At 44.4% G+C, this 26,390-nt stretch carries 23 protein-coding genes and 4 pseudogenes; 17 read left to right on the top strand and 10 right to left on the bottom strand.

The annotated features are described in order from the left end of the window. Positions 1-3: 3 nt before the first annotated feature. On the bottom strand, positions 4-228 hold the full coding sequence (locus tag LQZ07_RS19710) for a hypothetical protein (RefSeq protein WP_152786438.1): 225 nt from the start codon (positions 226-228) through the stop codon (positions 4-6). A gap of 644 nt (positions 229-872) precedes the next feature. Here LQZ07_RS19710 and LQZ07_RS19705 point away from each other — a divergent pair. After that, positions 873-1,304, top strand: a complete 432-nt coding sequence (locus LQZ07_RS19705; protein ID WP_152786440.1) for a hypothetical protein — start codon at positions 873-875, stop codon at positions 1,302-1,304. A gap of 398 nt (positions 1,305-1,702) precedes the next feature. After that, positions 1,703-2,032 carry a hypothetical protein gene (locus LQZ07_RS19700; protein WP_152786442.1) on the top strand — a complete coding sequence of 110 codons (330 nt, stop codon included), beginning with the start codon at positions 1,703-1,705 and terminating at the stop codon, positions 2,030-2,032. A gap of 335 nt (positions 2,033-2,367) precedes the next feature. Here LQZ07_RS19700 and LQZ07_RS19695 read toward each other — a convergent pair whose 3' ends face one another. The 3 genes from LQZ07_RS19695 to LQZ07_RS19685 all read right to left on the bottom strand — a co-directional run bounded on the left by LQZ07_RS19695 (position 2,368) and on the right by LQZ07_RS19685 (position 4,208). Beyond that, entirely contained in the window at positions 2,368-2,937 is a 570-nt protein-coding gene (locus LQZ07_RS19695; protein ID WP_152786444.1) for a hypothetical protein, read from the bottom strand. A 100-nt stretch (positions 2,938-3,037) separates the two neighbouring features. Further along, positions 3,038-3,205, bottom strand: a complete 168-nt coding sequence (locus tag LQZ07_RS19690) for a hypothetical protein (RefSeq protein WP_194164258.1) — start codon at positions 3,203-3,205, stop codon at positions 3,038-3,040. 688 nt (positions 3,206-3,893) lie between these two features. Further along, the gene (locus LQZ07_RS19685; RefSeq protein ID WP_152786446.1) at positions 3,894-4,208 is read right to left on the bottom strand and encodes a hypothetical protein; all 315 of its coding nucleotides are present in this window, start codon (positions 4,206-4,208) and stop codon (positions 3,894-3,896) included. Positions 4,209-4,481: 273 nt separating this feature from the next. Here LQZ07_RS19685 and LQZ07_RS19680 point away from each other — a divergent pair, with 273 nt between their 5' ends. The 4 genes from LQZ07_RS19680 to LQZ07_RS19665 all read left to right on the top strand — a co-directional run bounded on the left by LQZ07_RS19680 (position 4,482) and on the right by LQZ07_RS19665 (position 7,061). Continuing rightward, entirely contained in the window at positions 4,482-5,027 is a 546-nt protein-coding gene (locus LQZ07_RS19680; RefSeq protein WP_227981731.1) for a transthyretin-like family protein, read from the top strand. A gap of 9 nt (positions 5,028-5,036) precedes the next feature. After that, complete coding sequence (locus LQZ07_RS19675; RefSeq protein WP_152786448.1) at positions 5,037-6,203, top strand: lipase family protein; 1,167 nt, start codon at positions 5,037-5,039, stop codon at positions 6,201-6,203. Positions 6,204-6,575: 372 nt separating this feature from the next. Next, a complete protein-coding gene (locus tag LQZ07_RS19670) occupies positions 6,576-6,734 on the top strand; it encodes an I78 family peptidase inhibitor (RefSeq protein WP_152786451.1) in 159 nt (52 codons plus the stop codon). Between the two features lie 93 nt (positions 6,735-6,827). After that, on the top strand, positions 6,828-7,061 hold the full coding sequence (locus LQZ07_RS19665; protein ID WP_152786452.1) for a hypothetical protein: 234 nt from the start codon (positions 6,828-6,830) through the stop codon (positions 7,059-7,061). A 254-nt stretch (positions 7,062-7,315) separates the two neighbouring features. Here LQZ07_RS19665 and LQZ07_RS19660 read toward each other — a convergent pair whose 3' ends face one another. The 5 genes and pseudogenes from LQZ07_RS19660 to LQZ07_RS19640 all read right to left on the bottom strand — a co-directional run bounded on the left by LQZ07_RS19660 (position 7,316) and on the right by LQZ07_RS19640 (position 11,892). Next, positions 7,316-8,131 carry a hypothetical protein gene (locus tag LQZ07_RS19660; RefSeq protein ID WP_152786550.1) on the bottom strand — a complete coding sequence of 272 codons (816 nt, stop codon included), beginning with the start codon at positions 8,129-8,131 and terminating at the stop codon, positions 7,316-7,318. Continuing rightward, entirely contained in the window at positions 8,131-8,913 is a 783-nt protein-coding gene (locus LQZ07_RS19655) for a hypothetical protein (protein ID WP_249483303.1), read from the bottom strand. The genes LQZ07_RS19660 and LQZ07_RS19655 overlap by 1 nt, the downstream gene beginning before the upstream one ends. Next, positions 8,891-9,103 carry a hypothetical protein gene (locus LQZ07_RS19650; RefSeq protein WP_249483300.1) on the bottom strand — a complete coding sequence of 71 codons (213 nt, stop codon included), beginning with the start codon at positions 9,101-9,103 and terminating at the stop codon, positions 8,891-8,893. Before LQZ07_RS19650 ends, LQZ07_RS19655 begins: the two co-directional genes overlap by 23 nt. A gap of 604 nt (positions 9,104-9,707) precedes the next feature. After that, positions 9,708-10,412, bottom strand: a pseudogene (locus LQZ07_RS19645) (IS3 family transposase); the annotation flags it as partial. 1,318 nt (positions 10,413-11,730) lie between these two features. Further along, positions 11,731-11,892: a hypothetical protein gene (locus LQZ07_RS19640; RefSeq protein WP_194164259.1), complete on the bottom strand. Its 162-nt coding sequence runs from the start codon at positions 11,890-11,892 to the stop codon at positions 11,731-11,733. A 121-nt stretch (positions 11,893-12,013) separates the two neighbouring features. Here LQZ07_RS19640 and LQZ07_RS19635 point away from each other — a divergent pair, with 121 nt between their 5' ends. Next, positions 12,014-15,787 carry an Ig-like domain-containing protein gene (locus LQZ07_RS19635; protein WP_152786462.1) on the top strand — a complete coding sequence of 1,258 codons (3,774 nt, stop codon included), beginning with the start codon at positions 12,014-12,016 and terminating at the stop codon, positions 15,785-15,787. A gap of 227 nt (positions 15,788-16,014) precedes the next feature. Here the strand turns inward: LQZ07_RS19635 and LQZ07_RS19630 are convergent. After that, a pseudogene (locus LQZ07_RS19630) lies at positions 16,015-16,175 on the bottom strand (IS5/IS1182 family transposase); the annotation flags it as partial. 396 nt (positions 16,176-16,571) lie between these two features. On the opposite strand from LQZ07_RS19630, the gene LQZ07_RS19625 reads away from it, so the two are divergent. The 10 genes and pseudogenes from LQZ07_RS19625 to LQZ07_RS19580 all read left to right on the top strand — a co-directional run bounded on the left by LQZ07_RS19625 (position 16,572) and on the right by LQZ07_RS19580 (position 25,640). Continuing rightward, the gene (locus tag LQZ07_RS19625; protein WP_194164260.1) at positions 16,572-16,748 is read left to right on the top strand and encodes a hypothetical protein; all 177 of its coding nucleotides are present in this window, start codon (positions 16,572-16,574) and stop codon (positions 16,746-16,748) included. 56 nt (positions 16,749-16,804) lie between these two features. After that, positions 16,805-17,982 (top strand): annotated as a pseudogene (locus LQZ07_RS19620) (IS3 family transposase). 160 nt (positions 17,983-18,142) lie between these two features. Beyond that, complete coding sequence (locus LQZ07_RS19615; protein ID WP_152786464.1) at positions 18,143-19,216, top strand: hypothetical protein; 1,074 nt, start codon at positions 18,143-18,145, stop codon at positions 19,214-19,216. Positions 19,217-19,224: 8 nt separating this feature from the next. Beyond that, positions 19,225-19,566 (top strand): hypothetical protein, encoded by a 342-nt coding sequence (locus tag LQZ07_RS19610; RefSeq protein WP_152786466.1) that lies wholly within the window; start codon positions 19,225-19,227, stop codon positions 19,564-19,566. A gap of 571 nt (positions 19,567-20,137) precedes the next feature. Continuing rightward, positions 20,138-20,711 (top strand): annotated as a pseudogene (locus LQZ07_RS19605) (transposase); the annotation flags it as partial. A gap of 542 nt (positions 20,712-21,253) precedes the next feature. After that, positions 21,254-21,673, top strand: coding sequence for a hypothetical protein (locus LQZ07_RS19600; RefSeq protein WP_152786540.1), 420 nt, complete (start codon positions 21,254-21,256; stop codon positions 21,671-21,673). A gap of 243 nt (positions 21,674-21,916) precedes the next feature. Beyond that, a complete protein-coding gene (locus LQZ07_RS19595; RefSeq protein WP_249483298.1) occupies positions 21,917-23,137 on the top strand; it encodes a hypothetical protein in 1,221 nt (406 codons plus the stop codon). Then, the gene (locus LQZ07_RS19590; protein WP_152786484.1) at positions 23,124-24,140 is read left to right on the top strand and encodes a hypothetical protein; all 1,017 of its coding nucleotides are present in this window, start codon (positions 23,124-23,126) and stop codon (positions 24,138-24,140) included. The genes LQZ07_RS19595 and LQZ07_RS19590 overlap by 14 nt, the downstream gene beginning before the upstream one ends. Before the next feature lie 544 nt (positions 24,141-24,684). Continuing rightward, a complete protein-coding gene (locus tag LQZ07_RS19585) occupies positions 24,685-25,233 on the top strand; it encodes a hypothetical protein (RefSeq protein ID WP_152786480.1) in 549 nt (182 codons plus the stop codon). 83 nt (positions 25,234-25,316) lie between these two features. After that, positions 25,317-25,640: a hypothetical protein gene (locus LQZ07_RS19580; protein WP_152786478.1), complete on the top strand. Its 324-nt coding sequence runs from the start codon at positions 25,317-25,319 to the stop codon at positions 25,638-25,640. Positions 25,641-26,390 lie beyond the last annotated feature (750 nt).

Below are 26,390 nucleotides of genomic sequence, written 5' to 3'. Positions count from 1 at the left end.
CCATTAACTAGCCTCTGCCCATTGTTGAGTGAGTGCTAAGTCAATTTCGCCGGAAAGCAATTTAGGAAGCAAGGTGTCACGTAGCCCGCCTAACTGGTTACTCTGAAGTCGTAAGTTAAGACTTTGATTGATTAGTGGAAGTAAAACTTCATCCATCTTGTCTCTTAGTGCTTTTGGAGGGATAACACACATCGATTCACTTAAATGACCTCGCTTTATATGTCCCATCGTTACTGCTTTGTCTTTAGCAATTTAATGACGACAAAATAGTAGCCTCAAGCCTTTAAATCTAATAGCGTACAATATGTAACTGTAATGTATCGGTGAGTACTTTACGGGAAGGCATGCCTCGTGCAGTCAGCTTACTTCATGGCTTTTCTGCCAGGGTGCGGTGGTGGTATTTGTTGTCGCGTTGCCACTCTGTCAACTTACCGGATCGGATAACTTTGATTGGTTTATTCCTGGGGGACACCTGGCCACTTTCGTATAGCTTTCTTTACTTGCAATACAATGGTAACCAGGCAATCAAGCTGATGCGTTACACGACGGGGGAGGATAAAGCGCGGTGCGATTGGTCGGTTTAGTGGGACACTCCATATTGCAAGCATTCCAACTCGTTTGTGTCCCGTTCCTTGTTACAGCTCTTCCAGTTCTACCCCTAATAAATCTAGGTACTCTTAATGTTTCTGCTTTTATGGACAAAGCACTGTAATTATACACATGTGAACTGTGATTCCTTCTTTCCACAAAGGCTTGCATTCTTTTATATTGATTCTTTTGTTATTTTTCGGGCTAGGTAGCTGATATGCTTAATAAACCGTTATATACAATATAGTGAGCAACTCACAGTAAAAACTAGGTGGTTTGTCCATATGGGAAGAAAACATATTCATATTAATACTCTAGTCAATGAATATATGGAGGTTTCTAAATCAATAAATAGAAGCCATGAAAAATTGATAAGTTGTAGTCGAGGTTTTTGGGGTAGAAAAATAAGACCTAAGTTGCAAGCTGCTCGAGAAGAACATAAAGAGTATTGTGTAAAGTTAGAAGAATTAGACGAAGGTTTTGTTGGTGATTTGGAAATTTATGCTCATGAAAATTTAGCTCACCTTAGTATTAAAGATATTAATTATAAAGTTCTTTCAAGGGCTAGAAAGGTCTGTGTGAGTAACTTAGAACGGTTTGAAAAATCATTTATTGCAATTGAAGACAGCCGGAATTTTAAAACATCAATGAAGGTTGCTTGGAGTAGTATTGGTGTTGCGATTATTTCGATCATAGCAAACTTTCTTAGTAGTTGAAATTTGTACATAATAAAGCGTTTAAGAGCGAGTCTGTATCGCGGCGTTAATACAGAGTATTCCTTTCCTATCTTGGATTTACTCAAAACATCACAGCATAAATTACTTTCCTAACACGTTTATGTCCAACAGCGAGTTGGCTATCGTAGCTAGCTCTGTTCTGCCCCATTACGCGTTATAGCTCCCTCAAAACCGCTATTAATAAACCTATGCCCCCTTAACTTTCTACTTTTGTGGACAAAGTACTGTGATCATACACATACAAATTACGATCCCTTTTTCCATAAAGGCTTGCATTCTTTTGTGCTGATATTTTTGTTATTTTAGCTGATGTAGCTTAGAAAAGGTGATAATATCCGGTTTATAAAATGTATGACAAAAGGAAATTATGAAACATTATGAAAAGTCATGAAAGAGCGGCTCAAATATGGCCATTGCTATGTCTTGCTGCAAAGAATAGACAGATATTAACTTACAGCATCGTGGGGGACTTAATCGGGGTTCCTAAATTTGCGCTAGCGCAGTTGTTAGAGCCAATTCAGTCGTATTGCCTTTTAAACAAATTACCTGCTCTTACAGCTCTCGTTGTTAATAAAAGTGGTGAACCAGGTCTTGGGTTTATCGCTGCTAAAGATATTCCTTTAGAGCAACATAAAGTTTTTGAGTATCCATGGCTAGAAATACAAACACCTTCACCTGAAGCACTTGATGAAAGTAAAAACACATAACAAATTGCTTAAGCGGACGCTCAAACGTGTGGCATTCTCGGCTTGGAGTTTTGCAGGCTTGGGTAAATTTAGGTGGCAGCGCCACTTAGCAAAGCGTTAACACCAACTGTTCCATACTTTCGCTAATCCGAAACACCATTGAATAAGTCATCACCCAAACACGCTTTTGTCCACATTCAAGTTAGCCAGCCGAGCTAAGTCGAAATTGGTCAATTTCGACTTATGAATGGGAGCAACAGTATTATGAGAACTTCGAAAGTGTCTAGGATTCTCAGGCCTTACCACATAACCGTATTCACAAAACTAGTTCTAGATTCTTTAGCCAATGATGGCGGTTAAAAAGGCTCTAACAGCTCTTCATCAAACGTAATCCCTGATAACGAATGCTCGCCAAGTAAAGCCTTTAATGCATCGTTACAGTAGAACGCAGAGGCACCTTGAAGCTTGGACTTGAATATCAGCTTGTCTTGCACATCGCTTTCATCAAATATTAGTGAATCAATGCCGTCCTCAACCCCTTCTAGGTCGCGCGTAAGACAGAAGAGTGATTTAAGCTCTTTGCCAAAGGTTAAGCAGTGGAACAATTCGTAGGTGCTGCCTTCTACACTGATGGGTAAAAACTCGCCAAAGCTTTCAAGTTGTGGTTTCAGTACCTTCAATGCTGTTTGATTCAATACCAAAAAACTGCCAGAAATCGAAATGTCATAGCCTTGAGCTTTCGCGTTGCCAAAATACGAGCACGCAATGTTTGCATGCCATAGAGGGGACAAAGGCGTGTTATTCATTGACGCTGACATCAATGTCTCAACAAGCTCTTCATTACCGAGTTGCTCAGCTAACGTGAAGTCATCAAGATCTAACGCGTCATAAGATCCCGTCGGCGCTTTTAGTTGATAAGTCGTCATTAAATTCCTTTCCACGATGTATCTTTCGGTGCGAGAACCTGAGCAATAACGAGGCTAGTGATTCGGCTTTTTTCAGCTTCTAAGTGCTCATAATCTCGGGTCATTTTTTCAAGTAGCATTTTTCCTCTTCGCTAGAAGTAGGGACTCCAGCAAGCTTGGCATCATGAAACTTCTTTGCTTTTAACTCAAACTGATAAATCGCCAGCTCTAGCGCATTAGGATTACTCGGTCTTGTTGGGTGAGGATAGACCCGTTGCTCAAGGGGCATAATACATCCCTGTCGTAATGAAGAAGCAAGTACGCTAAATTATAATGATTCAAATATCAATATAAAGCCCCGTGCAGTACTTAAATATGCACCTTCACCCCCAGTTTTTTCTTTGCATCTCTGACTAGTAAGGTCTGAGAATCTTAGATTCGTTCTAGGTTCCTAATATTCGGTTCATCCGTAACTCGAAATTGTCCAGAAACGTATTTCAGTGGATGGTCAAGAAAAATCATAAATGCCTAGCGAGTAGTGAGCTGCGCGAGCGTCGGGAGTGGCATTATTATTTTACTTTACCATCATTCCCCTAAACACCCTTTTGGCAGGGTGATGGTTTCACGCAGTGAGGCTATCGCCTTGCTAAGCCTTGTCAGTAAAGGCTTGTCACTCACACGCGAATAGACATAGTTTCTACTCTATACTCCTTTCGGGGGGGGGGATTCGTGTTTTTTGCGTCTAGCACTACTGTGCGCTCCCAAATCAACTAACCCACCAAAAAAACCGCAGATAAATCTGTAGGCGGTTAATAAATGGCTATCAGTCATTTTAGTCCGATCTTAAACTCTCCCAGTTTCGGAAAAATTTTGAGGATACCGCGCCAGCAAAGGGCTTGATTTTTGAAAATTCCGATCCTGTATATTTTTGTGGGTTTTACTCTAAGGTTGATGATTGATATTTGGCTCCATCCTGCTTAACTGCGCTTGCTCTTGTTAACGGTAGCCCCCTCAAAATGTAGGCGGTTAGTTTTTTTATTTAGTTGGTTGTCGCATTTATCCGCATCGTAATAGAAATCTAACCAGCCGCCGCTTGGTTGAACGCGGCAAGAATCGGCCCAGTAACCAACCAACCACTGCTTAGACCGGTTAAATATTTTGTAAATATCGTGGTTGTTCTGTTGAGTATGCTCAACGGGAAAACCTAACCCTTGCGCGAAGTGATACCAATCTAAAAACGAACCCTTAGCCACCTTAGAGCCGTAAAGCTCATTAACTCGCGTTAGTCGCATTTTGCGCAGCCTCCCTGGTGATATTCTCAACCTGTACTGTTTCACCCATTAATAAATATTCCCCTGGACTGATTGATTTAAAAATCACCATAGCACAATAGCTATAAAAGCGGTGATAGGAGTAATTGATAGAATTGTTTTTTAATTGTAAGATGCTCGCATCATTTTTTTTGTGTTCATGAATAGATGCAAAACGTTAAAAAAATTTTACCGCGTATACTTCCAGGCTTCTTGTTATCGGTTGCTTTGGTAGCCTGCGGAACGGAGACGAAAGTGTTTAAAAAACAACATGTCGAACTTTTCCCCCCTGTGAGCGGAAAGCTCACCGAAAATGGTAAACCCTTAGCCGGTGTTAAATTAAAACGAAGCTACGAGTTTATCGATATTACAGACGTAATACACGACTACACCACAACAGGCAGTGACGGGCGCTTTAGCTTTCCTGAATTAACCATGAAGTCGCGCCATGCCAACAGCCCATTTGGAACGGATGTTATTTGGCAAGGTATTCGTATTGATACTCCTGGGCAAACGGAAGATGATGAGATTTATCTTTGGTATGCAAACTCTCGTGGTGTGAGGCATATCCCCTACTTTACAGAGATGCTCTCTGCTTTGAATTGTGATATTGCCAACTCAGAAGAAATAATCGAGATAATCCACTCAGACTACCCTAGCGGAGTAGTTACTCTGCGCGTTGGAAGTATTTGTCGCTGGCCTGAACGCTCAGAGATAGAAAAGAAAAAAGCCGCTGACCTTGAAGAATTTGGCGAGCTTCAAAATCTAAATAAATACGGTGATATAAACGGTTTAATTTAAGGAGTCAACATGACAGCGCTTTCTCCCAAACTCGCCTCTGAGCTTGCTTTATTCGCATACACCATTGGTAGAGGCGGGTCAAACCCAGAGGTTGACCTCAGCTCGTATGTGAAAAAGAGATTTAAATTTCAAAACGACGCGCACAGTAAAACAGGGGGTTATATTTTTAACAAACAAACAGGCTTTGCTGCTTTAGGTCATGGCGATGGCATATACAAAGGTGACGCCATTATAGCCATTAGAGGAACAAGATTAACCTCAGGGCATGATTGGGCAACAAACGCCCAGGTGGGGTTAACTGGAAGCGATAACGGGCAAATAGTACATTCTGGATTTCAGCGCACGTTCTCGTTATTACGCCCACAGCTTAAGAAGTTTTTGGATGAATGGCGCCAGAGCCCAAACAGGGGCGCAGTTCATTGCGTTGGGCATAGCTTGGGCGGCGCATTAGCGACACTTACGGCTGATTGGGTAGCAACGAGTTCTTACACTAGCAATGTGCAACTGTATACCTTTGGGGCGCCTCGGGTTGGCTTGTCTGGTTTTGCTAGCGCAAACACCAATAGAACAAATAAAAATTATCGCTGTACTCATGGGGCCGACGCTGTGCCTAAAGTACCGCTTTGGCCTTTTGTTCAATCGCCCTATAAAGGTTTTGAATTTCGCTTAGACGGTGGTTATGGGATCTGCTATAAAGCTCACGGCATGGATCCCTTGACTGGAGCTGTGCCTGGTTATCTAAACACAGCAAAAAAAGAAGATTGGGGGTCTTTGCAAAAAGCGGCAAGTGATTATCTGCACCCCGTACGCTTAGATTACAACAAGCGCTACCAGGCTAGTTATAGCAACTATTGGGTGGACCGCTTAAGTGCGGCGCTTATTACTTTACTTAAAGATACAGGCCATTATGTCGGCATCGCGCTCCAAGGGGCGATAAGTATAGGTGTTAGCTTGTATGATCTCATTGCTCAAGCTTTAGTTAAAATTGCTGATGCGGGTAAAACTGCTGCTTCACAAGTAAAAGGCTTGCTCGGTCACATGCTGGTATTTGCTGGCGCTGCTAGTTCTGAAGTAAAAGATCTAACCTATAAGACAATTAGAGATATTTTTAACAAAATGCTTAAACGCTTATATCGTAGTGTAAATGAAGCAATAAAGCGCTCAAACGGTTTATAATTTCAATTCTTGTTCTTTGTCGATAATAGGTCAAACACTCACAGGCCGACACTAGATAGCGTTTATAATTGCTTTCTGGTGTATGTGCCGTTAACTAATTGTTATGTGCTATTGATGCAAAAACATTTATATCACTGGCAGGGGTTGCGTACTTTCCACTGTGCTTCTATACAGTATTATTCAGGTTTTCAGTTTTTGCCTAGTAAAAATGGTTGACCTTTGCGCGTTTTGCCGGAAAACGTATTGAGCCTTATCGTTGTTTCTTCATTAAATTCAAATGATTAGTTGCGCGCGTTTTCATTGGTCTAATGTGATAAACGCGCATGCGCCCTATACAAATGTTAGCATTCAATCACAACTAAGGAGAGTAGTATGAGTAACGAAGTAAACGACAACCCCATATCAACCTTGATTGGAAAACCTTCTAGGGTTTACACGATGGGAGATATGTTAACTGAAGACTTCATACCAGACCGTGTGAATATCGAGTTGTCCGAATCTGGTGAAATCGTAAGAATATGGATCGGATAAAAGGAGACCACTACGAGTGAATATAACTTAGCTTTAAACGCAAATGTAAACTTAAAAGAACAACCTAATGGTTTGTATGTTCATGGTTCAGTTATGGTTTATACCGCTGAAACTGAAGTCACAATTGAAGAGGCGGATGTTCAGGGTATTAATCCAAGCATACTATTGCTTAAATTAACCATAACTCCAAATCCTGGGCCAATGAAGGGCATTCCTCGGCACTTTACTTTCGAAAAGAAAGGTCCTGAAGTAAGCCAATATACACAGGTTCAAGTCGTTTCAAACCAAGGTGAAAGCTGTACCGTAAATATTTCAGTTTTCGGCTAATAATGCTAACGCCGTTCCATACTTCCGCTAATCCGAAACACCTTTGCAGAAGTGACTGCTCAAACACGTTTTTGTCCATTAATCAGTTATAGATATAGTGTGCACTGACTACCACAGTGAAGGATTTTGTCTAGTAACTATTAAATAGGGTTTAGGGACATTGGCGGTTTCAAGACTATTCTAGTATGTGTAGGCCAAATAAGACTATTAGCTGAGTGTTAAAAACAACATTTTTTTCTGACATTATTTGATTACTAGCCTTCCAATACATCACGTTGTTCTGGCAATAATTCGCCAATGCTCATTTCAGATAAAATACGTTCCTCAGCTACCAACGCTGCTTTGCGTACCTTTTCAGAAGCCGTCTCTAAATCATGACGAAAACGCAGCCATAGATAATACTCCTTATGAATAGGTAGGCAGTAAACTCTGTCTGTCTGACTTTTACCCTGACCTTCAACGTAAAAGGCAAAGCGTTTACCACCAACATCTTTAACTTCTGGATTGATAGACGGGTAGCCATGTACATTAATCATCCATTCAATATAAGCCTCCAATGAGTCAAACGGCTCCGCGAAGCCACGAGGAGGATACTCCTCAATACACTTTTGCTTTAGTTTGGTATTACTTCCTCGCCATCCTTTTCCTTTTTCTGGTTTTGCCCAAAAGTGAGACTCTCTAATGTATGCCTCTAGTTGCCCAAGGTGTGTTAAGTCATAGGTGTCAAAAGCTCCATTGGTTGACAGCTGTTTTATTGCCCCTGTAAAGTTTATTTTTCCAACAGAGTTATCGATGCCAGGGATGGGTAAAGGGATGGTATTGCCGTAGTGCCAAATCTTACTCACTAAATGCACATAGAAATGCTGCCTATCCTGTTTGGCGTGTTTGGAAAACCAGTCGGGGTCATTGATGGCGTAAATTGGCTGGTGAGGCTGCTCTATACCAGAGTAGATAGTTGTTGGTAAATTAAGCTGTAGCACTTGCTCACCGATGACAAATGATAATAGCTGCGCCTGCTTGAAATCTGGCCCCCAGCGGTAGCCTCGGTAAAGGTTTTTAATCAATCCCACTAGCTAGTCCCTGTATGCTTTTTAATGTAATTATCGACGATGGGGAGGTGTTTTGTATTGCCCAGTATTTGCAGTTGGGTACGGTAGGTTTCTATGCCTAAGTAAGGTAAAGAATGCGGACTGGCCCCGGCACTTTCTCCAAAGGTTAACCCTAAAAATTGCATACTACGTTTTAAACCACTGGCGGACGTATCATTACGCCCTGCAAGGTTAGGAACGAAATCAAAGGGGTTGTTGCGTACGTTGTTGATGTGCATACCCAATTTGCTCGCGGTTTGTTTAACGCGCTCTAGCTTAGCACCAGAGCCATGAATAGCGACCTGTTGTTTGTTTAAGGAGTGGCAGCCACGCTTTATTAACTCTTCAAGGGCGGCGCAAAATATAATGGTGCCTTGGCTGTGTACTGTCCACTTTACCGCCTTACCTTGTTGTTGACACTGGCGCAGCACTGCTGCCAACTGTTGAGCATTGTGAGATTTTCGACCCAAACGCTTATCAAAGACACACTCTACTAAATCTAACAGTGCGCCGTCAGTAGGATTATGCACTAAGGTATATTCTTGTACTTTGTCGGCAGGGTAGGCCGCTTGGCTGTGCACTCCCATTAACCATGCTGATTTCTTAAAGTCATTGAGCATACCATTTACCGCGGCATGAGTAGTGCTGACTTGATGGCGAGCATTTTCATCAACTTTCCATTGTGTTTCGAGTGCCGCTAACTCCGACTGAGATTTCGGACCATCATAAGGGGGGTATTCATTACTCGTTACGTGATACAACATTGGCCGTTGCCATGCTTTGCTTGTACTTAATTAAGTAGTGGTAGTTTTTAAAAGGGTAGCGGCTACGATATAAGAACGTAAAAGGGATACGAGAGTGCTTTACGCTACTGGCCGACTTGGGGTTCTTAGTAATGTGGTAGATTTCTTTCATCACTTGCTGTTGGTCGTAGCAATTAAGGCTGGCTAACATAACGACTGCTTGTTGATATAAACAAACGGCGCCTCGCTTAAATAAAAAAGGGTCTAAGCCATAGTCTAGTGCGCAATTGGTGCGGGCATCAAATTTAAGGTGCTTAAAAGCGGGAGGTCTTGCCCGTGTACTTCCAAGTCATACTGGGACATCACGGTCTGTTACTTTTGTGACTGAAAATTAACAGTTTTCATTATAGAAATCCATATTAATTGATAGTTTTAATATTTTCTATGTGAGAGAAAAAAGCGAGTGGTTTCGAACTGTTTAAGTGATTAAAGGTTATTGTTCATAGCCTGACTTAATTACCACCTTTGATTCTTGCAATGCAGCGGTAAACGGTCAAGCTTTAGCCTCCACATTTGTTGATACAACATAAAAATAGTAGTTTCCGAGTAAGTTTGATAGTCCGTCGACAGCAGAGTTTCTCATACTTTTAGACGGCTACGATATTTTAACTTATCTGTCTTCACGAACATTGGCTTGAAGTTCTATCTCGGAAATGTCCAAAGTGTATATGGGATCCACGTTTTTACAAAGTGACAATTTCAATAAAAGTTAAGATGCGTACGTATATTCGGCTTCTTATTGAAGGCGCTACCTTCCAGATATAAGTGACATCACCGCACCAAACTTGATTAGGCTCTGGTCACTACAAACTGCCGCTCAAGGTGGTTTGGAATAGCTACATGCTCTTCGCCACTCTTTTTGTATGAGTGCTTAGGCATCTGGCAACCCACAAGCCCAAGACGTTTTATGATTCGAGCTGCTCTATAGCGACTAAGCTTTTCACCTAGAGTCGAAACAATATCAGCAATGGTTCTTGCACCAGCCGAGCCATGGCTTGCTGCGTGGGCTTCACGAACTAGACCATCTAGTTTAACTCGCCCAGGTGAAATGTCATTTGGCCGATTACGCCAATATTTATAACTGCTTCGGTTAACACTGAATACTTGGCACAGCGTTTTCACGCTGAAGCTCTTCCTGAGTTTCTCGACTAGCGAAAATTGTTCAGCGAGTCTGACATCAAGAGAGCTGTAGCCTTTTTTAATATTTCGTTGTGTTCTTCAATGCGAGCAATCTTCTTTTTCAGTTCTCGGATTTCAATTTGTTCGAGCGTCAGTGGGCTCGCTTTAGGTGTTTTCCCAGCTCGCTCCTCACGCAATTGTCGAACCCACTTATTCATGGTGGATTTACCAACATTCATCGCTTCAGCCGCTTCTCGAACTGAATAGCCTTGGTCTATAACTAGCTGTGCAGATTCAAGCTTAAACTCGGGGCTGAAAGTTGGTCTGGTAAGTTTTGTCATGGTTCACCTGTATTGTTGTGAGGCGATCATATCACCTCTAATCAGGTGGCCAAATTCACTATGCCACTACAAACACAACAACAGAAGATTTAGATAGAGCTAAAAACTCCGGAGCGGATGGAGTTATATCCAAGCCTGTAAGTAAAGAGCATTTAATTACCATATTGAAAAGAGTTGGTAATTCTGAACATCGTTGGTGAAAAAAATGTTTTAATGAACAGGAAAAAACCAAGCTCTTCTATTTTCGAACTCACTAACGGAGCCATTTCCTAAACCAAATTGAACTAACTCCCAAGTTGTGAGGTTGATCAAAATCGATATGCCCCTAATTTCAAGGGTCTGCCTCAAGACCAAAGTAAGTTCAATGGCAGACATAAGTATGCTGGTCGTGCCTACAATCAAGGCTATCCCCTAAGACTTTCAAAGCTCAGAGCCTTCAGATTGGCTACACATCTCTACCTGATAGTCACGCAGGTACGATTAGACATCGAAATGTTAAGGCTACATTTTCTCAGGGCTATCTGGATGGTGTTTTAGCTCCCTACGCATAACGCTTTATGCACTTTTGCGAACAGTTAACTCCTAACAGCTCAAGTGCTGGGCTAGTCACCTATCGAATTCCACATAAAAGAACAAGGCATTGTTAATGCTGCAAATTACTAAGATAAAGCTTAAGAACATTAAGCTGCTTAAAGACTATGAGATACGTTTAGATCCAAAAAGAAAGTTGAAGCTTTGTTAAATATTGAAGTGGTAGATGAGTTCCTTAGTTATCGACAACAGTTAGAGGAATTACCCACACTAGAGATCGAGTTATTCCTGTGTGAATCTGATAACCCAGATCTCAACGGACGTTGCAACAGTACAATCACTAATGTGATGGGTTAAAGCTTTGGTAAGGCCTGAGAATCCAGCCCACGACATAAAAAATGGCAGCACATGTTTTCCATGCGCTGCCACTGTTTAGCCTTACTTGTCAGCCCCAAGGACTTAGCGCAATGCGCTATAGGTGGGTTTTTCTAATTTTTTTGCAAAGCAACTCTCCTGACGTTGAGCGCTTACGCAATGCCCTAGCTACCTTACTTGTTTTATCCAGGGCAGGCTTAGCAGAGCGCTCTGTTGGCATTCAACCAGAAGTTGCTTGTTCACCCACACTTTGTTACGAAGGAGAAGCACGTAAGATTGACCTGGTGACGTAAAGCCGTACTGCCTCATGGATGACGGTAAGTGTTTTTTTTGCTCTATGCGTCCTGATACCATTAGGATACGCTGCCGTGCGCCAGACTTTTGCATAATTATGGTGGTTCAATTTTATTTACTAGTTTAATCCTGAGGTTTTTATGCGAGACTCGAAACATTCCAGCTTGCCTAAGGCTGCGCTGCTCTTAGGTGCGGCCACCTTGGCCGCTTGTGGCGGCGGAGACTCGCCATCGCCATCGCCATCGCCATCGCCCGCACCGACAGAGAAGCTTAGCCCCATCAGCGCGCCGGTTAATCAAGGTGCCACATTCACCGTTGATGTTGCCCCGTTTGTGATGGGGGATGACTGGACCCTTGTGGGCGTGAGTGAGCCCGAGAAGGGTTTAGTTAGCGACGTTAGCGTGGACGCATCACGCATTCGCATGAAGGCGGATACAGTAGGGATCGACACCTTGTCGTGGACGGTACAGTATGGTGAATATGAGCTGAGCTCATCGCTCACCGTGGTGATCGCTGAAGCCGCCCCTGCGCACCCTACGCCGACGGCAGTTCCGGTAATAAAAGACGCCCTGCACGGCGAAGTGGTCAACATTGACCTGCATGACTACAGCAGTACCACAGAGGGCGACGTCTTGTCTTTGGCGTTTTTTGAGAGTAACAGTGAAAAGTTCTCCGTTGATGGAATGCACGTGTCGTACCACGCTTCCTCTGATGAGGGGAGCGCAGTTGCTCAATACGGCGTAATAGATGAACACGGCGGCGTGGCTGTTTCGTATGTGTCGGTGACAGCGAATGCCCCGGGTAGTGACTTGGTGGCCAACAATAAGGTGGTCATGATCGCCGCGGGCGACGAGGCCACTGTTGACATTTCCACCCTAGTTGAAGGTGGGCATCATGCCGGCTTGGCGCGATTACACCAAGCGGCAGGCCGCGCGCGCATCACCAGCCCAACCACGCTCGCCTATCAGGCGCCTAACTTGGGCGGCAGAGATGCGGTAAGTTATGTTGTTCGTGACGAGGCTGGGCGCACCGCACAGGGTACCCTTACTTTTGATACCCCGGTGCCGGAACTGACTCCTCCCATCACCACCACACCGACCACTGTAGCGCTCGAAGAGGGTGTTGTCCTTACCGTTGATTTGAGTGACGTGGTCAACTCTGAGGGCCCATGGTCACTATCTGTACAAGGGGTTGATGGCGACAGCGTTTCGGCCGAGGGCGCAACGGACACGGCTATCACGCTTAAGGCGCTGCGCCCTGGTGGCGCGCGCGTTACCTATAAAGCGGTGGCACCAGAGAGTGAAACCATGGGCGAGGTGCTGGTGTCTGTCAATGCTGCCGATGTGATTCCTCCCTACGCCAGAAACATCAGTTTGGATATGGCGCATGATGATTTGACACATAGCTTGGATTTACACGATTACGCTTCAAGCCCTGAGGGAGAGGCACTCACGTTCCGTATGCTGAGCGATAACCCGCGCTTTAGTTTATCAGGCTCACAACTGGTCTATACACCCGCAGGCTTTGTGGGGGTTGACTCCATGGGTTATATTGCGGAAACCGCGCGTGGCGGTTACGCCCTGGGTTCGGTGGTGGTCCACGTGGCACCAGAGCCGGTTATGGGCAATAACCCACCCACGGCAAGTGATGCGATGCGCGCCACGGACAATGCCACTGCTATCACCGTGGACTTGATGGCCGAAGGTTTGGTGGCCGATGCGGATAATGACCCACTGAGCGTTTCACTGTATTATGGCAATGCCACACGCGCGAGCGTGAAAGGCCATATTATCACTTATGACCCCGCGGGCTTTATTGGTGTGGATGACGTGGTGTACGTGGTGGATGATGGCAATGGCGGAAGTGCGATAGCGTCTCTGGTGTTTACGGTGAGCGATGCTTCTGCGCCCAACCAAATACCGGATGCGCAGGCGGGCGCCTTCACCTTTACCCTGACAGATGTAGTCAACCAACCTGAGCAAGGCTTTGAGTTGGACCTGAGTACTTGGGTAAGCGATGCTGACGGTGATGACCTTTATCTCGTCCAGGTGTACGCTGGCGCCAATCCTGCTTCCGTTAGTGGTGGCCTTACCGTTCGCTACAGCGCCAGTACTCAAGTTGCCAAAGACCAGTTCTGGTACGTGGTCACCGATGGGCGTGGTGGGTATGCGCAAAATACCGTGACGGTTAGCTTGGAGAACCAAGCTCCTAGTGCCCCCTCGCTCGCTTACACCTTGGATGCCGGGGATGCGTCCATCGACATCGATTTGGCTGCCCATGTGTCTGATCCCGATGGCGATGCTGTGCTTTTAACGGATGTGGGGGCGGTTAGCGCGCCGGCAACGCTATCACAGCAAGACTTGGTGCTCACTTACAGGCCCAATGGGGTCGTGCGCACCCAGAGTATCCCTTACACCGTCAGTGATGGCTTGGCACAAAGCAGCGGCGTGATAACGATTGCGGTGTCATCGACGGTGACTGCGGGTGACCTTGACCTGGGTAGCATAAACATGGATGCGAGCGCGGTGAGCGTGGACCTAAGTCAACACATCAGTAACAGTGCTCCGCTTGAGGTGGGCCTAGCCAACGTGGTTGGCGCAAAGCTAGGTGTGGTGGACTTCACGCCGGGGGCGCAATCTTTCACCTATACCCCAAAAGACATCAGTCACGGTGAAGATATACTGCATTACATTGTTGAGGACAGCAGTGGCAGCTCAGCGGTGGGTGAGGTGCGCGTTCACCTCAATGCGCCCGCCGCCCCTACCTTGAATGATTTCACCCTTACTAAGGTGGGCGGCAAGCTTGAGGCAGGCGTAGACTGCCAGGATTGTGATAGCGCACGCACCACCTATCAATTCGAAGTGAATGGCGTTCCGCGAAGCAAGGGCAGTGACAACACCTTTACCCCCAACGCCGCCGACTGGTCTGAGCTTCTCGGCGTGGAGGTGACCGTGAAAAACCGTTACTGCACCGCGCAAAACACCGGCGTGCAAGGCGGCAATGCCTGCCGGTACGCCCGAGGGCACGCGCTCAGCGAACTTGAAGGCGTGCATGAGATTGCGGGGGCATACCCTGCCTTCGCCGCCATCCGCAAAGATGGCTCCGTGGTGACCTGGGGGGATAGGGACAGAGGCGGCGACAGCAGCAGCGTGCAAAGTGAGCTTTATGATGTGCAACACATTGCAGGGACAGCCGGGGCCTTCGCTGCCATCCGCGATAATGGCTCCGTGGTGACCTGGGGGGATAGCTTCAATGGCGGCGACAGCGGCAGCGTGCAAAGTGAGCTTTATGATGTGCAACACTTTGCGGCAACAACCACTGCCTTCGCCGCCATTCGCGCCGATGGCTCCGTGGTGGCCTGGGGTAGTGGCGGCGACAGCAGCAGCGTGCAAAGTGAGCTTTATGATGTGCAACACATTGCGGCAACAGCCACTGCCTTCGCTGCCATTCGCGCCGATGGCTTTGTGGTGACCTGGGGGAGAGCGAATTACAACGATGGCGGCGACAGCAGCAGCGTGCAAAGTGAGCTTTATGACGTGCAACACATTGCGGGGACAGACAAGGCCTTCGCCGCCATCCGCGATAATGGCTCCGTGGTGACCTGGGGGGATAGCTTCCATGGCGGCGACAGCAGCAGCGTGCAAAGTGAGCTTTATGATGTGCAAGACATTGCGGGGACAGGCAGGGCCTTCGCCGCCATTCGCGCCGATGGCTCCGTGGTGACCTGGGGTAGTGGCGGCGACAGCAGCAGCGTGCAAAGTGAGCTTTATGATGTGCAACACATTGCGGCAACAAAGTATGCCTTTGCCGCCATTCGCGCCGATGGCTCTGTGGTGACCTGGGGGGATAGCGACAATGGCGGCGACAGCAGCAGCGTGCAAAGTGAGCTTTATGATGTGCAACACATTGCGGCAACAAACTATGCCTTCGCTGCCATTCGCACCAATGGCTCTGTGGTGACCTGGGGGGATAGCTACAATGGCGGCGACAGCAGCAGCGTGCAAAGTGAGCTTTATGATGTGCAACACATTGCGGCAACAAGGTATGCCTTTGCCGCCATTCGCGCAGATGGCAGTGTGGTGACCTGGGGGAGTCAAAACTTTGGCGGCGACAGCAGCAGCGTGCAAAGTGAGCTTACCCCTGTACTTAAAGAGCTCAGCAAAACCCACTTATAGCGCATTGCGCTAAGTCCTTGGGGCTGACAAGTAAGGCTAAACAGTGGCAGCGCATGGAAAGCATGTGCTGCCATTTTTTATGTCGTGGGCTGGGTTGTGGGGAGTGTAACGTTCTAATTATCCCCGACACCTTGTTAGAGGTGCGATAAGCAAAACTAACTAGATCTAAATGGCGTTGTTGATCAATTCAGAGCCACGAACGCAGTAATCCCAGGACTTCCACCTGTTTACCCCACTAACTGACGAGCAGGCATACCTAGCCTGCTCATCTTATTCAACGTAAACACTCCAGCATTATTTCGCCGACTTGGGCGTTGTAGCAACGTAAACTCAACTTGTCGCTAAGCAGTTGCTTGAAACGATACATTGCCGTCTCTGATAGTGAACGAATGTAGCGCAATCGACAAAGTGAGGAAGCGGTGCGCCAGAAGTGAGGAAGCGGCTAGACCTCAGATTGTGCGATGCGCTTAGCCTTTGCGCTGCTGATTATTGGCTCCCATGTCGCCACCCAGTGCCAAGCGCACCTGCACTACTCGCTACACTCAAACAGTGCTCGACTTAATCGCTTGGCACTTGCGTGACTCGGCGATAATGAAGGGGAAGAGACTTCCATCAGGGAAATTAAATTTATTAAGTTTTTTGTTATTAATGTGAGGGTTGTTAATATATGATTGTTAGAGTTTTTGATGCCTGATGGCTCTTAAATACACAGTAAGTTTGCGACCTTTAAAGTAGCTAAGTTTGCAAAGTTGCGATAATTAAATATTTGTGAAAAGGAGGCTTGATGTCTGTTATTGATAGTGTTGTAGATATGTCGACTGCGTTAGGAAGAGGAATGTATTCTGTCGGGCAAGATGTTGCACTTGGATTTGAACGTACTGCTGAAGGATTAGGCTTGGGTGAAGATGGCCGAATGGCCCAAATTGGATATAAAAATAATGCAATGTTTGTAGTGGCATAGTGAATTTGGCCACCTAATTAGAGGTGATATCATCACCATTATTAGGTAGGGAATTTATGACAAAACGAACAAGACCAACATATTCACCTGAGTTCCGACTGGAAGTGGCCCAACAGATAGTCGATGAAGGGCGTACCATTCGAGATGTTGCCGAGAGTCTAGGACTTGGTAAATCGACTGTAGATAAATGGGCCCGTCAGTTACGTGATGAGCGTAACGGCAAACTCTCATCAGCAACCCCTCTTACACCAGACCAAGTTAAAATTCGTGAACTTGAACGAAAACTTAAGCGACTCGAAGAGGATAACCTCATCCTAAAAAAGGCGTCCGCTCTCTTGATGCAGGACTCCATCAAAGGTATTCGCTAGTTAGCTACCTTCAAGAGAGCTGGGGTGTCGCTCGGTTATGTCGCCTGTTTAACATCCATCGCAGTAGCTACAGATATTGGCATAAGCACCCACCTACGCTACAACCTCAGCGAGTGAAGTTAATTGCTGAATTAAGACGCTGGTTTGGCGTTAGCTGTGGCTCTGCGGGTGAAAGAACCTTGGTATCGTTACTGGCCACATCAGGCTTTAAAGTGAGTAGATGGTTGGTGAACAAATTAATGAAACAAGAGCAGCTTGTGAGCAGACAATGACCTACTCACAAATACGCTAAAGCTGAAAAAGCGCACTTGAGTATTCCTAACGTGTTAGAGCGTCGATTCAATCCTGAAGCGCCAAACCGAGTTTGGTGCGGTGATGTCACGTATGTGTGGACAGGCTCAAAGTGGCTTTACCTTGCGGTAGTGCTCGATTTGTATTCTCGTAAGGCGGTTGGCTGGACCACATCTTCCAGCCCCAATAGTGAGCTAACGAAAAAGGCATTAAGGATGGCGTTTGAAAGCCGACAACGCCCAGGTAAGCTGTTATTTCATAGTGACCAAGGCTGTCACTATACCAGCCAATCATTTAGGCAGCAGCTTTGGCGTTATGGTATACGGCAGAGCTTAAGTCGACGAGGTAATTGTTGGGATAATAGCCCAATGGAGAGGTTCTTTCGCAGTTTCAAAACAGAATGGATGCCAAGAGTTGGGTATAAGAAGTTTACTGAGGCAGCAAGTTCAATAACGCAGTACATTGTTGGCTATTACAATCGGCATAGGCCGCATCAGCATAACGGGGGCACTTCGCCCTCGAAAGCCGAGCAACAATACTTTAAAACTTATAACGGGGTGGCCAAATTTAGTTGACCACTACATTGGTGTACTTCTCAAGTTTGTGACTGCAAAGTGTAGATTGAATTCTGGCTTAGGATTTATGTATCTAATTCAAGCTTTTAGGTGAGTCTATACATATTTCATCATTTATGATAGAAAGCTCAGTAGATAAACTCTTGAAGGAACAATTTTTATGGGAACTGCTCAAAAGCTTGATATACAAGATGAATATCTTTTTCATGTTGTTGAAGAGTTGACATCTTTAGACTCTCTTATTTCGAAATTGTATCAAGCCCCCTCTGAGGTCACCATTCAGCACTTTATCAGTGTTATTCGTCATATTGTTGGTGGGGTAGCTCAGGTTGGACAGGTTGTTTTAATCAGCCCAGCAAATTCTAATCAATGTACTCTTGAAGAAGAGTTTTTTTATCAAGAAGCGCTGAAGATCGAAAAGATTAGAAAAAACATGAGTCAGGAAGAAAGAAAAACGCTGGCTAAGCACTACCAAACTATTGAAAATATTGCTAAATACAATGGGTTGCTCTTAGGTAACAGTAATAACATCTGGAATGCTCATGTTAGTCAAGTCAAGCTTATCCTTAAAGAGATCGACAATCTGTACGTTAACGACTTGAAGGCTAAGGGAAAATTAAAGTCACCCGCATTTCTGGTAAAAAGAAATCAACTTCTAGCTCGTTTAGATAAGGCGCTAAATCGGGTCGCGCAACCGAATATTGGAGCGGGCCTGTTAGCTGGCAATCTAAAATCTAACCTAGGGCTTAGTACAAAAAGTATAGTGCACCAGTGGCGAAAAGCTGGAACCGTTGCCGACTCAATACCTCAACTGAGTAAACAATACCAACAAATTGCAAAAACGGCTGGCAACTTAAAACGGGTAGGCTATCTGGGGATCGCACTTGCTGGTGTTGAAGCAACCGCCAATATTGCTCAAGCTTGTCAGCAAGATGACAAAGAAGCTTGTAATAAGTCTAAGTATGTAGAGACAGGTGGTGCCGTTGGTGGTGTCCTTGGAGGCGCTGGTGGAGGTTCATTAGCAACTTGGGGAGTATGCACTATCATTTTTGGCTTACCCAGCTCTGGTACAAGCTTTTTTTGGTGCGCTATTGCAGCTGGAGGGGCTGGAGGAGTTATTGGGGCAAAGGCTCTAAGCTCTCCAGGTAAGGCACTAGGTGAATCAATTTATAAGATGAAAGGGAGTGGTAACTTGCTGTATTACAAGGATTTTAATGCTTCAAGTTTCCTTTAGGTTTATATATGTCATCAATACAAACATTTTTCCTATTTTTATTTGCTTTTAGCGGCTTAGGCTTTGTTGTTTGGCTAGTGGTCGTTGCGAGACTTATGAGCACAAGTTTAGTTGAAATAGAAGAACGATTAGACGATCAGAAGGTATTTTCACTAAACATTTTTTTAGCTGTTCAAGGAGTATTGCAATACGGAACGGTATTCATGAGCAACAGGCATGCTAAGAGGTTCGGATTGTTTGAAAAAAGAGAGCTTATTGACGCAAAAACTCAGAAAACCTACAAATTGATGCTCGTTAGCTTCTTATTGTTGATGTGCGGGTTGTTTTCTTCTGCGTTAATTGAGTATTAAAGTAGCTTGGAAGGAGTTTCAAAGACGTGTCGTTAGGCCCTGATGTTAGATAGCTTTGTTTGATAAATATGAAAACTCTTTACTTAACTTTGTTGTTGGTATAGCGGTAATTATGTTCATTATGTTTGGGGCGGGGGTTCTATGCCCACTGTTGATTCTATTGGCACAATAATTTGTTGGGGAGTTCACTCCAAAGGAGTTTGGAACCTTTTTTCTTGTATGCATATTAGTAATGACTTTGTGCATTGTAGTGCCAAATATACTGATTGTTCGTGGCAAGCCTATTGCGGCCAAAATCAATCTTTGGAATATATACTTTCAGCTAGCCTGTTACTCTTTGCTTCTTTTGCTGTTTAAGCACGAATACAAGTGGCTTTTTCTCCGCTTTGTTTCCTTTCCTTTGCTTGCCGATTGGTTGATGTTAACTACTAAATATAAGGCTTTTGTTAGTTTTTATGAGGCGCTGCGTAAAGACCCCGTTGGCTTCAGAGAAAAGCTGTTGGAAAGGTGATGTTTAAAGGCTTAATAATTGGAATACATCAAGAATTGGCGGCAATTGTAGTGGTGTAGTGGCATCAGCTTTCCTCGTGGCCATGCCAATATGAAAAGTTGTTCCAGTGGCTAGTAGACAAAGAGGCTATAGTCCCACCACTGCTCATTCTTAAGCTTCGTGACCAACTGGACGATTACAACCAGTTAAATGAAAAGATCGCTGTCCAAGACCCAAAATTAATCGAACTCAATAAAAAGAATGAGCTATATGCCTTGCTTCAAACGATACCAGATGTAGGCCCTATGACAGCTTCGTGTTGCTTATCTTCTGTAGGTGACCCAAAGACTTTGCTAATGGACGAAACTTTGCAGCATGGATAGGGTTAGTGCCATTTCAATATACAACGGGAGGGAAACCTCGATTGTTGGGTATATCGAAGCGAGGAAACAAAGAACTAAGAGAATTATTTGTGCATGCAACTAAAGCTGTATTGTGGAGGGATGCTTCTGCGGAGCGTTACTTCGGTTCGTGGCTTATTGATTTTAAGTGCCGCAAACCATTCAACGTTGCTGTTGTCGCATTAGCTAATAAATTGGCTCGTGTAGAGTGGTTAGTGATTAACTCTCACAAAGCATTTGAAGTAAAAGCATAACCAAGATTTGCATATGATAAATCAAGATGACAAAACGGCTAGCCCACCAGATTGAAAACCTGAAGGGCAGAACAGTAGTAAAAGTGCTTTCTCATTTATGAGGACTATCTGGCGCGGATCTCATCGTAGAACTGGGGCGAATGAAAGTCTCAATAGACTTTGAATACATTAGCGCAAACCAACTCTGTTATTTTGTTTGTTCACTTGCAAAACGGGGCGTACCATACATTCTGCACTATTAAATGTTTCAAACCGTAAATGACTCAAACTGAATTCGTATTTTTAGCAAATTTTTCTCATCACTAGCGATAAGCTTCAAGCGTACTTCAACATCCATATTGACTCCCTTGTTATTAGCCTGATAGCATCATCGCCTTATTGACTTTCAAGTCAATTTTTATCGGATAAAGCAAGGAGCCGCATGCTTAAGGCAGTAAAATCGATGACGTATTTGGGAGGTAATAATACATCCAAGCGCTAACCCTTTTGAGCAGTCAAAGTTTTATCGAACATTGTTAGTGGATGTTTTTGGTCAATCTTATATGTTTTTGCCAAGACATGCAGGCCACACGGAAAACCTAGGTGAGCTGGTTAATAACAGTATAGATATTTACTGGGCTCAGTCATTACCTCAAAACCATAGCGCCATGTGTGGTTACCTGTTAGACCTGAACAAGTTGTACTTCCAGGTGTCTGGCGATTACATGGCTAGCCATAAAAGTGAGCAACAGAAAATTGACTGGTTAAGCAATGGTATTGTTAGTGGTGAAGTGAAGGCGCCCAAGGGTAAAAGCTTCGCTCCTACCCCACCAACTAGCGCAACTGGCGCCATCCCTATAGCTGCCTCTTCTGTGGAGCAAGCTTCAGATACTCAAAAAGCCCAAAGAAAAGTTGAACCCTCACTGGGGCGTGGCGGCTACACGGGCCGTGTTCCAGCGGGACAGCTCAGTTTGTACTCCTGAAAGCCCTACAAGCGCCCCTTACACTAATTTAACGAACGCTGGGTTAAATCCTAAAACTGCGGCTGACATAACTCCTGAGTGTACCCGAACTGCCTTTGGTATTAGCTGTGAGCACGCAAGCAGGGGCTATGAGTTTGATGTACTAAAATCTCAGGCAGGCAAACCTAAAATGCGCTTTGCCGTAGTAGGTAAAGATAGCATCATCGTTAAACAGCAAGGCTCTTGTGCCAACGGTAGTTCAACGTGTCCGAGCATCAATGTAACCGGGCCAGATATTGGCGTAACCGAAAAGCGCCTAACTTTAAGTTTACAGTAAACGCACCATCAAGCGATGGAAGGCAAATAGCCAACGTAAAAGACTTTATTGGCTCTATAAGTAATGGGTATGGCACTTATCAAAGCTATCAGCTGAAAGCTCAAAGTTGCAGCTCTGGACATCCTTCTGCAGAAGTACATGCTTACGCCCCTTATCAATGGGATGGGCGATTAACCCTAGGTTACAACGATAAGTGGGAAGTGACATCTTCATTAAAAGGAAAGATGGGGGCGTCAGATTGGTCACTCGAAACAGCATCGGCTGACAACAGCTTTTCTAACTTTTTAAATCAACTAAACGATATTATTAAACAAGTGAAATCGTTAGTTGGCCAAGCCGATGACGACCATGGCTATGAACCTTTTAAGTCAGGCTTTACCCCTCCTAAGCTCAGTATCGGTGGCGGATTAAAGCTTGCGGAGCGGGATGCTAGCCCAGATGTTGGCCCGCAAGGTCATCTAGACCTTAAGTTTGAGCCGCTCATTGGCTTCAACTTTACTTGTGATGTTATTACCGCAGTCATTAAGAAAGTGTTTCCCGGTAAGCTAGCTGACCCCATTTTAGAAGCAAGAAAAGCGGCTAAAGACGGAATAGAGTCCTCCAGCGGTAAAGTGAAAGCCAGTGCCAATGTAGAAATAGAGCTCACAATGGATGGGCGTGTAGATTCTTTGCTTGGCTGGGAATTTAAACCCGATGGCAGTTGCTTGCCCACTCAAGGCGCAGACGCCAGTAAAGTCGAAGCGGGTATCGGTATCGGCCTAAAAGCGGTAACAGACGCAAAAGTAGAAGTGTTTATTATTAGCGTGCAAATTGGCAGTGAAATAAAGGCTGAGGGGGCCGAAGGCGCACAAGGTGTTGGCTTACTGTTTTCTGCTTACGCGACGGAAATTGACAACAAGCCCTCTATGGCAGGTAAGGCGGTATTCAGTGGTATTAAATTGGTGTATAGCTATCACGCTAAGGTGATGGTGGAAGACACTGAAAGCAAAACAAATAACACAGAAAAGCCTAGTCGCGGTATATGGGGAATGGAAAATATGAGCGCCAAAAAAGAAGTCAAAGGGGAGAAGATATTGCTAGAACCAATTACCATATTTGACACTGGCAAATCCAAGCAAGGGGCGACATTAGACAATGTTAATCTTTAAACAAAAATATGTTTTTTTGGGCCTAGCAGCCATTGTACTTATCATAATATCAAGCCTCAGTTTTTCAGGAGAAAATAAGGTGTTACAGAATAAACCAGTATTTAAAATAGAGTTGAGCGCTTACGGGCTTGGTTATCAAGTAGATGTAAATGGTGCTGCTGCAATCAGAGAGTTCACAGCCGCAAACCAAACCACAGTAAACCTCGTCGTTAATCAGTGGATGCACCCTGAGCAAAGTGAGTTTAAATTTGTGATTCTGCCACCTGAGCGGGGCGGTGAATTTATGCCCAATGCATTTATAAAAGTTGCTTTATTAATTGAAGATGAAGATAACTCAGAGGTGCGTTACCGTTTGCCATTATTAATGTTTGATAGCAAACAACTTAAAGCTGAAACCGAAATGTCAGAGAGCCTTGCAGCAGGTCAATATCGCTTAGCAGATGATAACCAAGTGGTGGCTGGGAGTGGCGATATTACCTTGGAGGAAATATCTAAAACGGCTGAAACTAGATATGAAGGTGCGATGAGATATAAACGACAAGTAAGAATCCCTAACAGCCTGCCATTATGGGCATTTTTTAACAGTGATACTTTGCCAGACTACTATGAAATGAATGATGAGGATTACGAGGCAGCAATAAAAGACTTATTTGTTGAATACAAAAAAGTACAAGATGCACTGGCTGCTAACGATGTTGATTCTATCATGCCAATGTATGCCGAGCGCAACCGTGAAGGAGATGCGGCCTTTTATTATGAGAAAGGCGGTCTTGAAAAGCTTCTTCGCGATGGAATGCAAAATAGTATCGACGATCCTGACTGGACATTGGACGACAGAAAGCCAAGTGGAGTGGGAATAACTTTAGAGGACAATCATAAACTCGTCAGTTTAAAAATTGGAAACGACAGTAATGCAATCGGCTTCACTAATTCAAACGACTCATACAAAAGCTACCCAATGATGTTCCGACGTGAAAACGGTAAAGGGATTTTAACCCGCTAATAAGGCTAAGCGCTCTACTCTAAATAGTGGAGTGCTTATTAAACAAAGTAATCATGACATTAAAACTCAGTTTAATCATAGGGCTAACAATCACCAGTTTAGGCCTACATGCACTTGTAAGTCACCTGTACCACATTAGCATGGTAAAGCTGTTAATCAGCTGGTTTTCGCATACCTTTGAGCTACATCGCGGCTTGGTAGTAGGAATAAATCTGTTTTTATTGCTTACGTTCATTAGTTTAGTATTTGGGGCGGCTAGATTTGTGCAAGAGGGGTATATTAAACTAACAGAAAAGCCCTTAACTCTTATCTATTTAGGACATCACTCCGAGTTTTCCCAAACCTTTGTTAACCCTAAAAACAAAGAATATTTCAAAACATTTAGTGAATTGGACGCTCCAAATTTAAGTTTTAGCGCGCTAGGGAAAGTAGAACAACATCTAAAGGGCGCGACTCAAGGAGATAGCTTGTCTGTTGCTAGCTTATCTTGGCCAAAATTATTTTTAGGGCGCTATTTTACGCTTGGTTAATAAGTGTATTTTTCATGTTGTTTCATGCTGTTGCGATTAATGCCATTTCGTTAGACTTTACCCAACACCCTGTAGCTAATAAAGAGTACTTTGATGCTTTAGATCTAGTACTAAAGCCTTATTCTTTGAATCGTTACTATGCCATATTTGGTGTCATGGGGGCCGTCTTTATTATTCTTCCATTAGAGCAGGGCTACGATAAGTGGCTTAGTAACCGGCCTGCTTCTTATGCCTTAGATAAGCCCGCCAGCATTAAAGTTGATAGTTTATTAGATGGAAAGGTGGTAGTTGCCACCAAACTGTATAAAAAAATAAAAAACCACCAAGAGAGAACCGAGTCTGTAGACAGTGGTATGAGGTTGGTAATATTCAAATTTACTAAGCTTTATCCTTACCCAGTGTATGTATCGCTGCGCTACCATCAATCAGCATACCCAGAAGCAACCTTGGAAAAATTGAAACGTTTAGTCGCTAACACACAAAGTATTACCCTAAAAGTGAATGCTGACTACACGATATCAATAGCCGATGAACGCTTGCTAGCCTCCGGCACTTCAAGCTAGGTAAAACAACAACCACTAAACACTGAATTAAGGAACAGCATGAAGTTGAATTATTTGGTTTGGCGATGTTTTGTATGCTGACTATGGCAGTGCTTTTTTTTAGCTTTTCTATGGTGCTTTTATTGCTAGTACTGGCCGTAGTGTTATTTTTTGTGAGTGTTATTTATGTGCCTTATGGAAAGGCGGGTGTAGTGGCTAATGGCAACTATGTTACCCACGTATTAGTTGGTAAAAAATTTCACTACTTAGGCCTAGGCGGGAGTTTTTTAATAAAACCTCACTGTGTGTTTATAGATTTAAATCATCATATTGCTGAATGGGAAAATACGCAATCTAACCAGTTAGCAGAGCTTGCACAGCAAGCTTATCTAAAAGAGCAGGACAAACGGAAATCCGAGTTGAGCTAGTCAATAACTGCATCGATGTTTACTGGGCTCTGTCATGACTTCAAAACCATGGCGCCATGCGGGGCTACCAGTTCGACCTGAACAAACTGTACTTTCAGGTGCCTGGCTAAGCAATGGTATTGTGAACGGTGAGGTAAAGTATTTAAAGGGACAACCTTCGTACCGCCACCGTCTTCCAATATGGCAACAGGCATGCCTGTTGCTACTTTGCCTAGAAAGGTAGTTACTCGAAAAGCTCACACTCCACTAAGGCGTATTACGTTACCCAGCAATCTCACAAAGCAGTCGGGACTGGATTGGACCATGAGTTCCTACCATTGATCCCAAGTTTCCGCCACTTAAGATAAGTGGTGTGCTCTGGGTCATAAGACGTAGTAGCGCTCCTGATCTTCACATGTTTCCTAATAGGTGTGTTGAATCGTTCCGAGTTTGTCGGAGGCTAACTTTCTTGAGAGAATTAGCCAATTAGCGTAACTTTCTGATAATGCTCTTTGATTAATTATTTTTCTGCTGAGGGGGGGGAGCACCAAACTTCAATCGACGGTCGGTAAGATGAATCACCTGTTCGTACTAATATTTTATCTGTATGAACTATACGCACATCATCATCACACATTGTAAAATGTTGCTCTCATAAAATTCCTTATTTGATGTTTGCTCCTGTAGCTATCCAGTCGAGTAAGTCGTCGACGATTGGCAGTATTCTTTCTTTAGGAAGGCTTGCTGAATGCATCAATTGCCAGCGACTCA

Source organism: Agarivorans sp. B2Z047, from assembly GCF_023373605.1.
In the GTDB taxonomy this organism is placed as follows: Bacteria; Pseudomonadota; Gammaproteobacteria; order Enterobacterales; family Celerinatantimonadaceae; genus Agarivorans; species Agarivorans albus.
This window is presented reverse-complemented; position numbering and strand designations above follow the sequence as displayed.

What these genes read in the sequence shown, in the direction of transcription:
- LQZ07_RS19710 (WP_152786438.1), bottom strand. Translation starts at nt 228, where the DNA reads ATGGGACATATAAAGCGAGGTCATTTAAGTGAATCGATGTGTGTTATC.
- LQZ07_RS19705 (WP_152786440.1), top strand. Translation starts at nt 873, where the DNA reads ATGGGAAGAAAACATATTCATATTAATACTCTAGTCAATGAATATATG.
- LQZ07_RS19700 (WP_152786442.1), top strand. Translation starts at nt 1,703, where the DNA reads ATGAAAAGTCATGAAAGAGCGGCTCAAATATGGCCATTGCTATGTCTT.
- LQZ07_RS19695 (WP_152786444.1), bottom strand. Translation starts at nt 2,937, where the DNA reads ATGACGACTTATCAACTAAAAGCGCCGACGGGATCTTATGACGCGTTA.
- LQZ07_RS19690 (WP_194164258.1), bottom strand. Translation starts at nt 3,205, where the DNA reads ATGCCCCTTGAGCAACGGGTCTATCCTCACCCAACAAGACCGAGTAAT.
- LQZ07_RS19685 (WP_152786446.1), bottom strand. Translation starts at nt 4,208, where the DNA reads ATGCGACTAACGCGAGTTAATGAGCTTTACGGCTCTAAGGTGGCTAAG.
- LQZ07_RS19675 (WP_152786448.1), top strand. Translation starts at nt 5,037, where the DNA reads ATGACAGCGCTTTCTCCCAAACTCGCCTCTGAGCTTGCTTTATTCGCA.
- LQZ07_RS19670 (WP_152786451.1), top strand. Translation starts at nt 6,576, where the DNA reads ATGAGTAACGAAGTAAACGACAACCCCATATCAACCTTGATTGGAAAA.
- LQZ07_RS19665 (WP_152786452.1), top strand. Translation starts at nt 6,828, where the DNA reads ATGGTTTATACCGCTGAAACTGAAGTCACAATTGAAGAGGCGGATGTT.
- LQZ07_RS19655 (WP_249483303.1), bottom strand. Translation starts at nt 8,913, where the DNA reads ATGTTGTATCACGTAACGAGTAATGAATACCCCCCTTATGATGGTCCG.
- LQZ07_RS19650 (WP_249483300.1), bottom strand. Translation starts at nt 9,103, where the DNA reads ATGTTAGCCAGCCTTAATTGCTACGACCAACAGCAAGTGATGAAAGAA.
- LQZ07_RS19640 (WP_194164259.1), bottom strand. Translation starts at nt 11,892, where the DNA reads ATGGGGCTAAGCTTCTCTGTCGGTGCGGGCGATGGCGATGGCGATGGC.
- LQZ07_RS19625 (WP_194164260.1), top strand. Translation starts at nt 16,572, where the DNA reads ATGTCTGTTATTGATAGTGTTGTAGATATGTCGACTGCGTTAGGAAGA.
- LQZ07_RS19615 (WP_152786464.1), top strand. Translation starts at nt 18,143, where the DNA reads ATGGGAACTGCTCAAAAGCTTGATATACAAGATGAATATCTTTTTCAT.
- LQZ07_RS19610 (WP_152786466.1), top strand. Translation starts at nt 19,225, where the DNA reads ATGTCATCAATACAAACATTTTTCCTATTTTTATTTGCTTTTAGCGGC.
- LQZ07_RS19600 (WP_152786540.1), top strand. Translation starts at nt 21,254, where the DNA reads ATGTTTTTGCCAAGACATGCAGGCCACACGGAAAACCTAGGTGAGCTG.
- LQZ07_RS19590 (WP_152786484.1), top strand. Translation starts at nt 23,124, where the DNA reads ATGTTAATCTTTAAACAAAAATATGTTTTTTTGGGCCTAGCAGCCATT.
- LQZ07_RS19585 (WP_152786480.1), top strand. Translation starts at nt 24,685, where the DNA reads ATGTTGTTTCATGCTGTTGCGATTAATGCCATTTCGTTAGACTTTACC.
- LQZ07_RS19580 (WP_152786478.1), top strand. Translation starts at nt 25,317, where the DNA reads ATGGCAGTGCTTTTTTTTAGCTTTTCTATGGTGCTTTTATTGCTAGTA.